Origin of the sequence: Delftia sp. PE138 (assembly GCF_018320755.1) — a bacterium.
GTDB lineage: Bacteria > Pseudomonadota > Gammaproteobacteria > Burkholderiales > Burkholderiaceae_C > Comamonas > Comamonas tsuruhatensis.
In genome coordinates this window covers 245,461-258,122 of the sequence record NZ_JABEPN010000003.1, presented here as the reverse complement: position 1 = coordinate 258,122, position 12,662 = coordinate 245,461, and the positions used below count along the sequence as shown (strand labels likewise).

Below are 12,662 nucleotides of genomic sequence, written 5' to 3'. Positions count from 1 at the left end.
CGTGATGCCCGCGCTTTGCTTTTTCTGGTTATGGGCGCTGCGTGTGCACGGGGCAGCGTATCGCGCGCTCGATCAGCGGATCAGCAGCACAGGCACCTGGCTGCCGGCCAGCACCTGGGTGCTGACCGAGCCCATGACCAGGCGGCCCAGCGTGCCGTGGCCATGCGTGCCCATGACCAGAAGGTCGAACTTGCCTTCTTCGGCCGCCTTGATGATGGAGTCGGCAATCGGGCCGACCTTGCTCAGGCGGGCTGCCTGCACGCCGTGCTCGGCCAGGTAGCTGCACACGGGGTCCAGCACCTTGGTCGACTCCTCGGCGTAGTACTCGTCCACCACGTCCTTGCCCAGGGCGGCGCGCGCGCGGGCCGGCAGCTGGGGCTGGACGGTGATGGCGCTGTAGCTGTGGGCCGAACCCAGGATCTCCGGGTGCGAGGTCAGGTAGGCCAGCATCTTCTGGGTGTAGGGGCTGCCATCGACAGCGAGCAGGATGTTCATGAAGGTCCTCCTTGGGTATGGCCCGAGACTAAGCCCAAGCCGGGGTGGAGTGCTTGATCCAGGTCAAGCACGGGCCGGTGCCTCTGCCGCCCCTGCGGTCGCATGCACCGGCAACTCGATGGTAGAGCGCGGCGAAAACCCCTCCTGCTCGCCCTTGCGCGCGTAGCCCAGCGGGTTGGCCACCACGCGGCAGCGCCAGGCGCTGCCATCGCCGCGCAGGCCCTCGGCCACATAGTCGCTGGGCGAATGCAGGTGGCCGTGCAGCCACAGATCGGCAAAGGGCAGCAGTTCATCCAGCACGTTGCAAAAGCCGGCCGTGCCCGGCACCAGGCCGTAGCGCGGGTCGGCGCTGCGCAGGCTGGGCGCGAAATGCGTGACGGCCACCGTGGGGCCATCGAAGGGCCTGGCCAGCGCCTGGCGCAGCCATTGCTGGCAGACCAGCGACTGCTCGCGCATGGGCTCGGCCAGGAAGGGCTCGCCGTCGCGCGTGCCGCCGGTCTTTTGCAGGTAGAAATTGGCGGCGCGAAAGGCCTTCTCGCGCAGTTTGAGCAGCCGGGCCAGATCGGTCACGCCTTCATGCATGGACATGGCGTCGTAGTCGCTCCACAGCGTGGTGCCCACGAAGCGCACGCCGTCCAGCACGGCCGTCTCGCGCTCCAGCCAGACCATGCCCATGCGCTCGCAGGTGGCACGCAGGCGGGCGTGGGCGGCGTCGAAGTCCTGCATGTCGTACTCATGGTTGCCCGGCACGAAGATCACGGGGCAGGGCCAGCCCGCGTACTGGGGCAGGGGAGAGAAGCGCTCCAGCCCGAAATCCTGGCCCGGCAGCAGGCTGCCGCTCTGGTAGGAGCCTATGTCGCCGGCCAGCACCAGCACGTCGGCATCGGGTGCGGGCTCTGCGGTGAAATGCGGATGGGCCTCGAGGTGCAGGTCGGACAGCAGCTGGATCTTCATGCGGCCAAGTGTAGAACCTGCGCTGGCGCGGGCGCCCCGCAAACGGCGCTCAGGTGTGCGGGAAGGTCGCCTCTGCAGAGCGCGTGAGCGTGCGCAGCAGCCAGTCGTAGGCCTGAGGATGCTGGCCGCGCCGGCGCCACAGCGCGTCCACGTGCACGGGCTGCACGTCGAAGGGCAGCTCGCGCAGCACCAGCTTGTCGGCCATGCCGGTCACGGGCACGAAGTGGCGCGGCAGGATGGTCAGCAGGTTGGAGGTCATGACCACGCGCCCGGCCGTGAAGAACTGGTTGACGGTGAGCACCACCTGGCGAGTGCGGCCCAGCGAGGCCAGGGCCTCGTCGATGAAGCCGAAGGAGCGGCCCGAGAAGCTCACCAGCATGTGGCGCGCCGCGCAGTAGTTGTCCAGCGTCAGCGGCACATCGGCCAGCGGATGGCCCTGGCGCATCACGCACAGGTACTCGCCTTCATACAGGCGCCGGCTGTCGAAGGCCACCAGGGCGCCCGACTGCGCGCGCGCCGTCAGGTCGGCCAGCGCGGCGGGGAAGTAGCCCACGGCCATGTCGGCCTCGCCGGCCTCCAGCAGGCCGCGCGGGTCGCGCGTGGTCAGCGGCAGCACGCGGATGCCGATGCCGGGCGCCTCGCGCTCCAGCAGGCTGAACATGGGAGGAATCAGCGTGGCGGCCGTGGCGTCGGCCATGGCCAGCACAAAGGTGGCGGTGGCGGTGGATGGGTGGAATTCGCCTGGCGTCAGCGTGTCCTGCAGCTGCTGCAGCGCCTCGCGGATCACGGGCCACAGCGCCAGCGCGCGCGGCGTGGGCTCCACGCCCTGGCCCTGGCGCACCAGGAGCTCGTCGCCCAGCGCCTCGCGCAGGCGCCGCAGCGCATTGCTCACGGCCGGCTGGGTGATGGCCAGCTTGTGGGCCGCCCGCGTGAGGCTGCGCTCCGCCATCACCTCGTCAAAGACGCGCAGCAGGTTCAGATCCAGTGTGCGGAAGTTCAGGGCGGACATGGCCGTGGCAGCGAGCGCTGAGTCATCACTGGTGTGAATGCTACAGATTCAAGATATAAATTTGAAGAACTCTAGGGTAAACCCTATAGTTACCCCTAGTCGCCCGCCACGCCGTCAAAAGCGGCCATTTAACTGGGTTTATCTGCCATGAGCAACTTCATTTACAACTCCTACTGTGTCGAGCACCCTGGTGTGGTGCATGTCTATCAAGCCGCCGACGACCGCAAGAGCGCCGTCAAGCGTTTCTCCGGCAAGCGCGGCGCCAGCGCCCTGCTGCTCGCTGCCCTGGTGGCCGCGCTGATGGTGGTGGTCAACGAGGTCGCCCACAACTGGACCGACGGCCACATGCTGGGCGCCTGGGTCGTGCTGTGGGTTGCCGCCTTCATGGGCCTGGCCCTGTTCTCCGCCCCCGCCCGCCGCGCCGCCATGATGGCCCGTGCCGGCTACCGCGCCTGGACCGAGAGCCGCCAGCAGGCCGCCGCTGACGAGCGCATCTGGAACGCCGCCCTGCAGGACGCCCGCCTGATGGCCGACCTGGCCCGCGCCATGGATAGGCAAGGTAGCTGATCTCTGCCTGGGGCGCCTTGCGGCGCTCCTCCAAAAAAAGCCGCTGCCCACAAGGCGCGGCTTTTTTGTTGTCTGGGGGCGTCGTTGAAACGCCACAAAAAAAGCCTCGCACTGCGAGGCTTTTTCCATGGGTCGAGAGCTACTCAGGGATTCATTGTTCTGTGCATCTTCCACAGTCCATGAAACGGGCGCTGCCCAAAGCAAGGGGCACCGAGGAAGGGCCGCCCCGCACCGAGGGTGCCGTCCCCCCCGCGAAGCGAGAGGGGGAAGCGGCGTAGCCGCTCAGGGGGAGCTTTATGTGCCCAGGCGCTTTTCCAGTTCGGCCTTGGTCACCAGCAGCTCCTGGGGCAGCTTGTGGGCCAGCTTGTCGAAGTGCTCGGTGTGCAGCTGCATTTCCTCGGCCCAGGCGGCCTTGTCGATGCTGGTCACGCTGGCGAACTGGTCGGCGGAGAAGTCCAGGCCGGTCCAGTTGATCTCGGCGTACTGGGGCGCAATGCCGAAGGCGGTCTGCTCGCCCTGTGCCTGGCCTTCGAGGCGGTCGATCATCCACTTGAGCACGCGCATGTTCTCGCCGTAGCCGGGCCAGACGAACTTGCCGTCGGCGTTCTTGCGGAACCAGTTGGTGGTGAAGATCTTGGGCAGGGCCGCGCCCTGGGCCTGGATCTTGGCGCCCAGCGTAAGCCAGTGCTGGAAGTAGTCGCTCATGTTGTAGCCGGCAAACGGCAACATGGCGAAGGGGTCGCGGCGCACCACGCCCTGGGCGCCGAAGGCGGCGGCCGTGGTTTCCGAGCCCATGGTGGCGGCCATGTAGACGCCTTCGGTCCAGTTGCGGGCCTCGGTCACCAGCGGCACGGTGGTGGAGCGGCGGCCGCCGAAGATGATGGCGTCGATCTTCACGCCCTTGGGATCGTCCCAGGCTTCGTCCAGCGCGGGGTTGTTGGTCGCGGCCACGGTGAAGCGGGCGTTGGGGTGGGCGGCCTTGGCGCCGGTCTCGCGGGCGATCTGGGGCGTCCAGTCCTTGCCTTGCCAGTCGATCAGGTGATCGGGCAGCTTGCCGGTGTCCTTGTCCATGCCTTCCCACCACACGTCGTTGTCGTCGGTCAGCGCGACGTTCGTGAAGATCACGTTCTTGTCGAGGCTGGCCATGCAGTTGGGGTTGGTGTGGTAATTCGTGCCCGGGGCCACGCCGAAATAGCCGGCTTCGGGGTTGATCGCGCGCAGCGAGCCGTCGGCCTGGGGCTTGATCCAGGCGATGTCGTCGCCGATGGTGGTGACCTTCCAGCCTTCGAAGACCTTGGGCGGCACCAGCATGGAGAAGTTGGTCTTGCCGCAGGCGCTGGGGAAGGCCGCAGCCACGTGGTACTTCTTGCCTTCGGGGTTGGTCACGCCCAGGATGAGCATGTGCTCGGCCAGCCAGCCCTGGTCGCGGCCCATGGTGGAGGCGATGCGCAGCGCAAAGCACTTCTTGCCCAGCAGGGCGTTGCCGCCGTAGCCCGAGCCATAGCTCCAGATTTCGCGCGTCTCGGGGTAGTGGACGATGTACTTGGTCTTGTTGCAGGGCCAGCTGGTCTGGTCCTTCTCGCCTTCGGCCAGGGGCGCGCCCACGGTGTGCACGCAGGGCACGAACTCGCCTTCCACGCCGATCACGTCATACACGGCACGGCCCATGCGGGTCATGATCTTCATGTTGACGGCCACATAGGCGCTGTCGGACAGCTCCACGCCCACGTGGGCGATGGGCGAGCCCAGCGGGCCCATGGAGAAAGGCACCACATACATGGTGCGGCCGGCCATGCAGCCGTCGAACAGCGGCTGCAGCGTGGCGCGCATCTCGTTCGGGGCCATCCAGTTGTTGGTCGGGCCTGCGTCTTCCTTGTTGGCCGAGCAGATGTAGGTGCGGTCCTCGACGCGCGCCACATCGGACGGATCGGACCAGGCCAGGTAGCTGCCGGGGCGCTTGACGGGATCGAGCTTCTTGAAGGTGCCGGCATCGACGAGCTGCTGGCACAGCTGCTCGTATTCCTCCTGCGAGCCATCGCACCAATGGATTTTGGCGGGCTTGCACAGTGCGGCCATCTCGGCCACCCAGGCGATCAGGCGGCTGTTCTTGACATAGGCGGGGGCCTGGATGTTCAGGCCTTGCATGACGGGTGCGTTCATCGCGGAGCTTCCTTCAATTGAAAAAACCAGTTTTTCAAAGGGGACGCGCCTGCTGCACCGCGCCAACTTTGAGAAACGGGCTCTCGTTCAGTCGGCGCGCGAAGGAAGCTCTTCTCTGGGCGGCGAAGCGGCGCTGGCGGAAGCTGGCGGCGCACCGGCTGGGGATTCGATTCTAGGGAGCGGTCACGAATTTGTCAGCAAACGAATGGCAAAAACTATGCATTCTATGCATTGAAGTATGCAATATGAGCGATGAAATTGCCTGTTGAAAAGGCAAGCAAAAAGCCCCGCAAAGCGGGGCCTGGTGCAGGGGCAGGAGGGCCGGAATCAGGCCATGTTGACGGCAATGAAGGCCAGCAGAAACATCAGCACGGCGCCTGCCAGGGGCAGGATGACAGGCATGTAGGGGACGACGGCCTCGGTGGCGTCTTCGGGGGCCGGCTGCTCGCCGTGGTGCGCTGCGGGATCGTGCGTCATGCAAAAGCTCCTGGCTTGCCAATGGGGATGCCTGATTCTAGGCAGGCCTGTCCCCTGGCGCCTTCGGGGAAAGCCATGACACCGGGCCTGCTAGACGGCATTGACCTGCATGCCTTCGGCCTGAAGGGCGGCTATGACCTCGTCGATATGGGCCTTGTTGCGCGTCTGCAGCACCAGCTCGATTTCCACGCTCTGCGCGGCCAGCATGGTGAAGGCGCGCTGGTGGTGGACTTCCTCGATATTGGCGCCCGCTGCAGCCACCGTGGCCGTGATGCGCGCCAGCACGCCGGGCACGTCGCGCGCGCTGACCTTGATGCGCGCCAGCCGCCCGGAGCGCACCATGCCGCGCCCGATGATGGCTGCCAGCAGCAGCGGATCGATATTGCCGCCCGACAGGATCATTCCCACCTTCTTGCCCGCAAAGCGCTGCGGATGGCGCAGCAGCGCGGCCAGGCCTGCGGCGCCCGCGCCCTCGACCAGGGTCTTCTCGATCTCCAGCAGCATGAGCACGGCCTGCTCGATATCGCCCTCATCGACCAGCAGCATGTCGTCCACCAGGCGTGCCACGACTTCCTGCGTGATCGCGCCGGGCTGGGTGACGGCAATGCCTTCGGCGATGGTCGAGGTGCCCATCGGCAGCTCGGCCTGGCGCACGGCATTGAACATGGACGGAAAGCGCTGGGTCTGCACGCCGATGATTTCGATGTCCGGGTTCAGCCCCTTGGCCGCCGTGGCCACGCCCGCGATCAGGCCGCCGCCGCCAATGGCCACGACCAGCAGGTCCAGATCCGGCTGCTCGGCCAGCATTTCCAGCGCCAGCGTGCCCTGGCCCGCCGCGATCTGCTCGTCGTCATAGGGATGGACAAAGCACAGGCCCTGCTGCTCGGCCAGCGCGTAGGCGTGCTGGCGCGCCTCGGCCAGGGAGTCGCCGTGCAGCACGACCTCGGCGCCGAAGCCGCGCGTGCGCTCCACCTTCACCCCCGGCGTGAAGCGCGGCATGACGATGACGGCACGCACCCCCAGGCGCTGCGCGTGGTAGGCCACGCCCTGTGCATGGTTGCCGGCGCTCATGGCGACCACGCCGCGTGCGCGCTCCTCGGGCGAGAGCTGGGCCAGCTTGTTGAGGGCGCCGCGTTCCTTGAACGAGGCCGTGAACTGCAGGTTCTCGAACTTGAGATACACCTGCGCGCCCGTGATCTGGGACAGCGTGCGCGATTCCACGCAGGGCGTTTCGAGCACTGCGCCGCGCAGGCGGCCGGCGGCGTTCTGGATGTCTTGGAGGCTGAGCATGGCGCATTGTGGCGCACACGCGGGCCTGCGCGCGCCAGGCCATGCAATGGATTCCCCGCAGCCAGCGTGGTGCAGGGGGCTTTCATAAAATAAGAATCATTCTTGTCTGTGGGGCGCGCACCGCTCCGGCTGGCCATGGCTTTCTCCTCTGTCCAAACACCTGCACGCCCTCCGCGCTGGCTGGGGCGGGGCACGCTGCGTGCCTGTGACTTCAGCGGGCCCGACTACCGCATCCTCGATGCCGAGGTCACGGCACAGGATGCGCTGCTGGCCGGGCACCTGCAGGCCTGGCAGGTCCAGCCCGGCCTGTGGCTGCATGGCGTGGAAGCCCGCGACCTGCGCACCATGAGCACGCGTTCGCCGGCCGTGCCGGGCCTGCACATGGTCGTGCTGCTGGAGGGGTGCGTGGACGTGGCCTTCGGCAACCAGGGCCTGCAGCTGCAGGTGGCGCCCGCCAGCGCCGCCGGTGCCCATGTGCAGGCCTGCGGGGCCGTCATCCACACGCGGCCCGGCGACATGTTCATGCGGCAGTGGCGGCGCGGAAAGTTCGAGCGCAAGCTCAGCATCACCGTGCAGCCGCAGTGGTTTGCCGCACAGACCCTGCCCATGGCGGCGCCGCCGCTGCTGCAGCACTGGATGGAGCAGCAATTGCTGGCCATACGGCCCTGGCAGCCCTCGCCGCGCGCCGTGGCGGTGGCCGAGCAGATCATCCAGCTGGCACGCGAGGGCTCGGCGCCCTTGCTGCTGGCCAGCCGCACGCTGGAGCTGGTGCACGAGGCCGTGCAGTCCCTCGAGGCGCCCGAGCCCGATCCGGCGCAGACCGTGCCGGGCGTGCTGGGCGTACGCGAGCACCGGCGCATGGCGCGCCTCAAGGCCCTGCTGGACAGCGGCGGCGACGGCTGCCGCACGCTGGCCGAGATCGCACGCGAAGTGGGCCTGAGCGCCAGTGCGCTGCAGCGCCAGTTCCGCCTGGCCTATGGCTCCAGCATCGACGAGTACCGGCGCGAGCAGCGGCTGGCGCGCGCCTGGGCCGCGCTGGAGCAGACGGGCTGCAGCGTGGCCGAGGTCGCACATGGGGCCGGCTATTCCAGCGCGGCCAACTTTTCCACGGCCTTCAAGCGCCGCTTCGGCATCTCTCCCAAGCTGGTGCGTGCCCGGGTCTGACGCCCGGCGGGCGTCTTTGGCGCGTGGCGCAAACATCGGCAGGCCTGCCGCAAAGCCTGCTTGCGCCAGGCGGTGCTGCAATCTGGCAAAAGAAAGGACATACGCGAATGACACAGCTGCAGGCGCGCACCTCGGTGCACATGGACAGGCCCGACGAAGCCATTGCCGCCATCGTCGGGCACATGCAGGAGCACGACATCACCGTGCGCCGCGAAGGCTCGCGCTGGGTGGCCGACTACGAAGGCGGCCGGGGCCAGCTGTGGCTGGAGGGCCGGCAGGTGCATGCCGAGGTGGCCGCGCCCGGCGTGGAACTGCTGCAGGACATGAAGCTCATGCTGGCCCACCTGCTGCTGGAGGCCACGGGCGCCGCCGACGGCTCCCTGGCCTGGGAGGGTGACGGCGCCGCGCTGCAGCGCCCGCCGGCCTTCCGCGAGCTGCGGGTGCTGGCCGTGCGCGATCTCACGCCGCACATGCGCCGCGTGCGCTTTGCCTGCGACGACATGGCGCGCTATGCGCAGGACACCCACATCCACGTCAAGCTGCTGTTCCCCCAGCCCGGCGTGACCGAGCCCGAATGGCCCACGCTGTCGGCCAGCGGCCTGCTGCGCCTGCCCGAGGGTGACATGCGCCTGGACATGCGCACGTACACCATGCGTGCGATGGGAATGGCCCAAGACGGCGCCAACGGATGGATCGACGTGGACTTCGTGCTGCACGAGGACGCCGGCCCCGGGTCGGCCTGGGCCGCGCGCGCCCAGCCGGGCCAGCGCATCGGCATGACCGGCCCCGGCGGGCGCACGGCCACCCCGGCCGACTGGATGCTGCTGGCCGGCGACGACACCGGCCTGCCGGCCATGCTGCGCATTGCGGCCGCCCTGCCCGCGCACACGCGCGGCCATGTCTTCGCCGAAGTCCAGGGCCCGCAGGACGAGCAGCCCGTGCAGGCGCCCGCAGGCCTGCAATGGCACTGGCTGCACCGCGGCGCTGCCGAGGCCGGCACCACCACGCTGCTGATCGACGCGCTGCGCGCCGTGCGCTGGCCGGATGCGTTGGCCGGTCATCCCGCCAGCCGCTTCGTCTGGGCCGCTGGCGAGTTCGACACCGCCCAGGCCGTGCGCCAGTGGGCGCGCGAGGAGCGCGGGCTGGAAAAGCACGAGCAGCTGGTCGTGGCCTATTGGCGGCGCGGCATGAGCGAGTCGGATTTCAAGGCCGCGAAGTAGGCCGCGAAGCAGGTCGCGAAGCAGGCCACGCAGGGGGCCGGCGCCTCAGGGGGCGCTGCGCTCCTGACGCAGCAGAAACTTCTGCAGCTTGCCTGTGGGCGTGCGCGGCAGGCTGGCCGCAAAGACGAATTCACGCGGGATCTTGTAGCGTGCCAGCCTGTCGGCCAGGAATTGCTGCAGCGCCTCGGTATCGGGCGCGGTCTCGCCGCGCAGCACCACATGGGCGATGACGGTCTCGCCCCATTCGGGGTGGGGCCGGCCCACGACGGCGACGTCGGCGACCTGGGGATGGGCCGAGATCGCATCCTCCACCTCCTTGGAATAAACGTTCTCGCCACCCGTGATGACCATGTCCTTGGTCCGGTCCACGATGAAGAGATAGCCCGCGTCGTCCAGGCGCGCAAGATCGCCCGTGCGGTACCAGCCGCCGGGCGCGAAGGCGGCGGCCGTGGCCTGGGCGTCGTGCAGGTAGCCGTCCATCACGCTGCCGGTGCGCAGCCAGATCTCGCCGGTATCGCCCGGGCCGGCATCCTCGCCGTTGTCGCGCACCACGCGCATGTCCACGCCGGGCAGGGCCACGCGGCCGATGGAGCCTGCCCGCTCCACCTGCTCCTCGGGGTAGAGCGTGGTGCCCGTGGGGCCGGTCTCGGTCATGCCGTAGACCTGGTAGAAGCGGTCGCTGCGGTAGGCCGTGGCCAGCTTGCGCGCCATGTCGGCGCCTATGGGGCCGCCGCCGTAGACCCAGGCTCGCACGCTGCTCAGGTCGTAGCGGGCAAAGTCGGGCAGCATCTGCAGCGGCGCGAAGTAGGAGACGGGGGCGCCGAAGTACAGCGTCACGCCCTCGTCCTGCACGGCCTGCAGGAAATGCTGCGGGTGGTACTCGCGCAGCAGCACCACGGTGCCGCCCATGTACAGCGTGCCGCCAAACCAGTTGTTGAGCGGCGAGGAGTGCCAGATGGGCATGGCCATCAGCGTGCGTTCCTCGCGCGTGATGGACAGGCCCAGCGCGGCCGTGATCGCCGCCAGCGTGACGGCGCGGTGGCTCAGCAGGCAGCCCTTGGGTCGGCCCGTGGTGCCCGAGGTGTAGAGCACCTGGGCGATGTCGCCATCGGCGGGCCCCGCGCCTTCCAGGGGCCTGGCGGCCGCCACCAGCGTGTCCCAGTCCTGGACACCCGGGACGGCCTCTTGCGCCTCGGTCACAAGGCGGGCGCAGGGGTGCGGCGCGGCGGCGACCACGGGCGCGAGTGCGGCGTCAAACACCAGGGCCTTGCACTGCGCGTGGTCGAGGATGTACTGCAGCTCGGGCGCCTGCAGCTTGTGGTTGACGGGTACCAGCGCGGCGCCCAGGCGCCAGGCGCCGAACAGGGCTTCGACAAAGCCCGGCGTGTTCAGGCACATCAGGGCCACGGTATCGCCCCGGCCCACGCCCTGGGCCTGGAGGACGGCGGCCGCGCGCTGCGAGCGCCGCTGCATGTCGGCATAGCTGATGGAGGCGCCGCGGTCGCGCAGAAAGGCCTTGGCAGGCGTCTTGCGCACGGCGCTGTCGAAGGCGTCGAGCAGGTTCATGTCTTGTCTCCTTGTGCTTTGTTGTGTGGTGGGCCGGCGGCCACTTCAGGCGGGCAGCGCGCGCTGCAGGATGGCGGCAATGTCCAGGCCTGCGGGATCGAAGGCGCCCGCCACCATGGCGCCCTGCTGCGCGCCCAGGCGCGTGGCGATGAAGCCGTCGGCCATGGCGGGCGGCGCATGGCGGCGCAGCAGGCAGGCCTGGGCCAGCAGCACCAGGTCCTGCACCAGGCGGCGTGCCTGGGCCTCGAGCTGGTCAGGCGGGCCGGACAGGCGCCGGGCCAGCGACTGCGCCTGCTGCAGAAGCGCGGGCTCGCCCGCCGCCGTGTCGATCAGGTCCTGCAGCAGCAGCTGCGTGCCGTCGGGCTCGCGCGAGATGGCGCGCAGCACGTCCAGGCACATGACGTTGCCCGAGCCTTCCCAGATCGAGTTCACGGGCGCCTCGCGGAACAGGCGCGCCATCACGCCCGTGTCCACATAGCCGTTGCCGCCCAGCACCTCCATGGCCTCGCCCGTCAGCTCCACGCCGCGCTTGCAGACCCAGAACTTGGCCGCTGGCGTCATGATGCGTTTCCAGGCGCGTTCCAGCGGATCACCCTCGTCGCCTCCACGCTCATAGGCCTGGGCCAGGCGCATGGCGATCTGCAGCGCGGCCTCGCTCTCCAGCGCCAGATCGGCAAGCACGCTGCGCATCAGCGGCTGCTCGGCCAGCCGCTTGCCGAAGACGCTGCGCCGGCGCGCATAGGCCAGGGCCTGCACCGTGGCCGAGCGCAGGATGGCGGCGCTGCCCAGCACGCAGTTCAGGCGGGTGTAGGTGGCCATCTCGATGATGGTGGGAATGCCCCGGCCTTCCTCGCCCATCAGGATGCCCCAGGCGTCCTCGAACTCCACCTCGCTGCTGGAGTTGCTGCGGTTGCCGACCTTGTCCTTCAGGCGCTGCACGCGCACCGCATTCTTTGTGCCGTCGGGGCGCCAGCGCGGAACGTAGAAGCAGGCCTGCCCACCGCCTTCCCCCATGCGCGCCACCACCAGGTGGGCATCGCACATGGGGGCCGAGAAGAACCACTTGTGGCCGCGCAGCAGGTACTCGCCGCCACGCCCGCCGGCGTGCACCGGCATGGCCACCGTGGTGTTGGCGCGCACGTCGGAGCCGCCCTGCTTCTCGGTCATGCCCATGCCCAGCCACATCGATGCCTTGTCGGCGACGGGCAGGTCGCGCGGATCGTATTCGTGGCTGAACAGCTTGCCCTGCAGCTGCTGCCACAGCGCCGGTTCCTTTTGCAGCAGCGGGATGGCGGCCGTGGTCATGGTGGCCGGGCACAGCGTGCCCTGTTCGACCTGGCCGTGCAGGTAAAAACCTGCGGCCCAGGCGCTCCAGCGGCCCGCGCTGCTGTCCTCGAAGGGCAGGGAGATCAGCCCCTGCTGCCGGTATAGTCCCAGCAGCGTGTGCCAGCTCGGGTGGAACTCCACGGCGTCGATGATGCGGCCGCGTGCGTCGAAGCGGTGCAGCTCGGGCGTGTGGCGGTTGGCCTGCTCGGCCAGCTCCCAGGTGGCGCGCTCGCCCAGCTGCTGCGCATAGCGCGACAGCGAAGGGATGTGGCGCGCAGCGCCGCTGCGCTGCAGGGCCTCGGCCAGGGCGGGGTCGGCCTCCAGCAGGTTGAAGTCGGTGAGTTCGTCGACCTGGTTCAGGACGTCGTGCGTGTTCCAGGTGTGCCGTGTCTGCAAAGTCTGGCCGGTGCTCATGCGTGTCTCCGTGATCGTGG

12 protein-coding genes are annotated in these 12,662 nt (G+C 68.7%); 4 read left to right on the top strand and 8 right to left on the bottom strand.

Annotated features, from left to right (window positions below; all coding sequences use genetic code 11):
- Positions 1 to 72: 72 nt before the first annotated feature.
- From HFGMBDPB_RS13485 to HFGMBDPB_RS13475, 3 genes are all read right to left on the bottom strand, one after another.
- Positions 73 to 495 carry a universal stress protein gene (locus tag HFGMBDPB_RS13485; protein WP_016447345.1) on the bottom strand — a complete coding sequence of 141 codons (423 nt, stop codon included), beginning with the start codon at positions 493 to 495 and terminating at the stop codon, positions 73 to 75.
- Positions 496 to 558: 63 nt separating this feature from the next.
- Entirely contained in the window at positions 559 to 1,449 is an 891-nt protein-coding gene (locus HFGMBDPB_RS13480; protein ID WP_016447346.1) for a metallophosphoesterase, read from the bottom strand.
- 49 nt (positions 1,450 to 1,498) lie between these two features.
- Entirely contained in the window at positions 1,499 to 2,458 is a 960-nt protein-coding gene (locus tag HFGMBDPB_RS13475) for a LysR family transcriptional regulator (RefSeq protein ID WP_016447347.1), read from the bottom strand.
- 147 nt (positions 2,459 to 2,605) lie between these two features.
- Between HFGMBDPB_RS13475 and HFGMBDPB_RS13470 the strand changes: the two genes are divergently transcribed.
- Positions 2,606 to 3,025 carry a hypothetical protein gene (locus HFGMBDPB_RS13470; RefSeq protein ID WP_016447348.1) on the top strand — a complete coding sequence of 140 codons (420 nt, stop codon included), beginning with the start codon at positions 2,606 to 2,608 and terminating at the stop codon, positions 3,023 to 3,025.
- A 294-nt stretch (positions 3,026 to 3,319) separates the two neighbouring features.
- Here the strand turns inward: HFGMBDPB_RS13470 and HFGMBDPB_RS13465 are convergent, their stop codons facing one another.
- A complete protein-coding gene (locus tag HFGMBDPB_RS13465; protein ID WP_016447349.1) occupies positions 3,320 to 5,185 on the bottom strand; it encodes a phosphoenolpyruvate carboxykinase (GTP) in 1,866 nt (621 codons plus the stop codon).
- On the opposite strand from HFGMBDPB_RS13465, the gene HFGMBDPB_RS13460 reads away from it, so the two are divergent.
- Positions 5,169 to 5,420 (top strand): hypothetical protein, encoded by a 252-nt coding sequence (locus HFGMBDPB_RS13460; protein WP_126311565.1) that lies wholly within the window; start codon positions 5,169 to 5,171, stop codon positions 5,418 to 5,420. The two genes, HFGMBDPB_RS13465 and HFGMBDPB_RS13460, sit on opposite strands and share 17 nt — an antisense overlap.
- 92 nt (positions 5,421 to 5,512) lie before the next feature.
- On the opposite strand, the gene HFGMBDPB_RS13455 is transcribed toward HFGMBDPB_RS13460, so the two are convergent.
- Both HFGMBDPB_RS13455 and HFGMBDPB_RS13450 read right to left on the bottom strand, forming a co-directional pair.
- Positions 5,513 to 5,662: a hypothetical protein gene (locus HFGMBDPB_RS13455; RefSeq protein ID WP_016447350.1), complete on the bottom strand. Its 150-nt coding sequence runs from the start codon at positions 5,660 to 5,662 to the stop codon at positions 5,513 to 5,515.
- Between the two features lie 90 nt (positions 5,663 to 5,752).
- Positions 5,753 to 6,952 carry a threonine ammonia-lyase gene (locus HFGMBDPB_RS13450; RefSeq protein WP_016447351.1) on the bottom strand — a complete coding sequence of 400 codons (1,200 nt, stop codon included), beginning with the start codon at positions 6,950 to 6,952 and terminating at the stop codon, positions 5,753 to 5,755.
- A 135-nt stretch (positions 6,953 to 7,087) separates the two neighbouring features.
- Between HFGMBDPB_RS13450 and HFGMBDPB_RS13445 the strand changes: the two genes are divergently transcribed.
- Together HFGMBDPB_RS13445 and HFGMBDPB_RS13440 are read left to right on the top strand one after the other, a co-directional pair.
- Positions 7,088 to 8,116: a helix-turn-helix transcriptional regulator gene (locus HFGMBDPB_RS13445; RefSeq protein WP_046240613.1), complete on the top strand. Its 1,029-nt coding sequence runs from the start codon at positions 7,088 to 7,090 to the stop codon at positions 8,114 to 8,116.
- Positions 8,117 to 8,223: 107 nt separating this feature from the next.
- Entirely contained in the window at positions 8,224 to 9,336 is a 1,113-nt protein-coding gene (locus HFGMBDPB_RS13440) for a siderophore-interacting protein (RefSeq protein WP_212645571.1), read from the top strand.
- Positions 9,337 to 9,381: 45 nt separating this feature from the next.
- Here the strand turns inward: HFGMBDPB_RS13440 and HFGMBDPB_RS13435 are convergent, their stop codons facing one another.
- Together HFGMBDPB_RS13435 and HFGMBDPB_RS13430 are read right to left on the bottom strand one after the other, a co-directional pair.
- A complete protein-coding gene (locus HFGMBDPB_RS13435; protein WP_212645570.1) occupies positions 9,382 to 10,902 on the bottom strand; it encodes a class I adenylate-forming enzyme family protein in 1,521 nt (506 codons plus the stop codon).
- Positions 10,903 to 10,947: 45 nt separating this feature from the next.
- Positions 10,948 to 12,642 (bottom strand): acyl-CoA dehydrogenase family protein, encoded by a 1,695-nt coding sequence (locus HFGMBDPB_RS13430; protein ID WP_203400220.1) that lies wholly within the window; start codon positions 12,640 to 12,642, stop codon positions 10,948 to 10,950.
- Positions 12,643 to 12,662 lie beyond the last annotated feature (20 nt).

Bases quoted from the DNA above. Each gene is read 5' to 3' on its own strand.
- HFGMBDPB_RS13460 (WP_126311565.1), top strand. From the start codon at position 5,169: ATGACGGGTGCGTTCATCGCGGAGCTTCCTTCAATTGAAAAAACCAGT.
- HFGMBDPB_RS13435 (WP_212645570.1), bottom strand. From the start codon at position 10,902: ATGAACCTGCTCGACGCCTTCGACAGCGCCGTGCGCAAGACGCCTGCC.
- HFGMBDPB_RS13475 (WP_016447347.1), bottom strand. From the start codon at position 2,458: ATGTCCGCCCTGAACTTCCGCACACTGGATCTGAACCTGCTGCGCGTC.
- HFGMBDPB_RS13445 (WP_046240613.1), top strand. From the start codon at position 7,088: ATGGCTTTCTCCTCTGTCCAAACACCTGCACGCCCTCCGCGCTGGCTG.
- HFGMBDPB_RS13470 (WP_016447348.1), top strand. From the start codon at position 2,606: ATGAGCAACTTCATTTACAACTCCTACTGTGTCGAGCACCCTGGTGTG.
- HFGMBDPB_RS13430 (WP_203400220.1), bottom strand. From the start codon at position 12,642: ATGAGCACCGGCCAGACTTTGCAGACACGGCACACCTGGAACACGCAC.
- HFGMBDPB_RS13465 (WP_016447349.1), bottom strand. From the start codon at position 5,185: ATGAACGCACCCGTCATGCAAGGCCTGAACATCCAGGCCCCCGCCTAT.
- HFGMBDPB_RS13440 (WP_212645571.1), top strand. From the start codon at position 8,224: ATGACACAGCTGCAGGCGCGCACCTCGGTGCACATGGACAGGCCCGAC.
- HFGMBDPB_RS13480 (WP_016447346.1), bottom strand. From the start codon at position 1,449: ATGAAGATCCAGCTGCTGTCCGACCTGCACCTCGAGGCCCATCCGCAT.
- HFGMBDPB_RS13455 (WP_016447350.1), bottom strand. From the start codon at position 5,662: ATGACGCACGATCCCGCAGCGCACCACGGCGAGCAGCCGGCCCCCGAA.
- HFGMBDPB_RS13450 (WP_016447351.1), bottom strand. From the start codon at position 6,952: ATGCTCAGCCTCCAAGACATCCAGAACGCCGCCGGCCGCCTGCGCGGC.
- HFGMBDPB_RS13485 (WP_016447345.1), bottom strand. From the start codon at position 495: ATGAACATCCTGCTCGCTGTCGATGGCAGCCCCTACACCCAGAAGATG.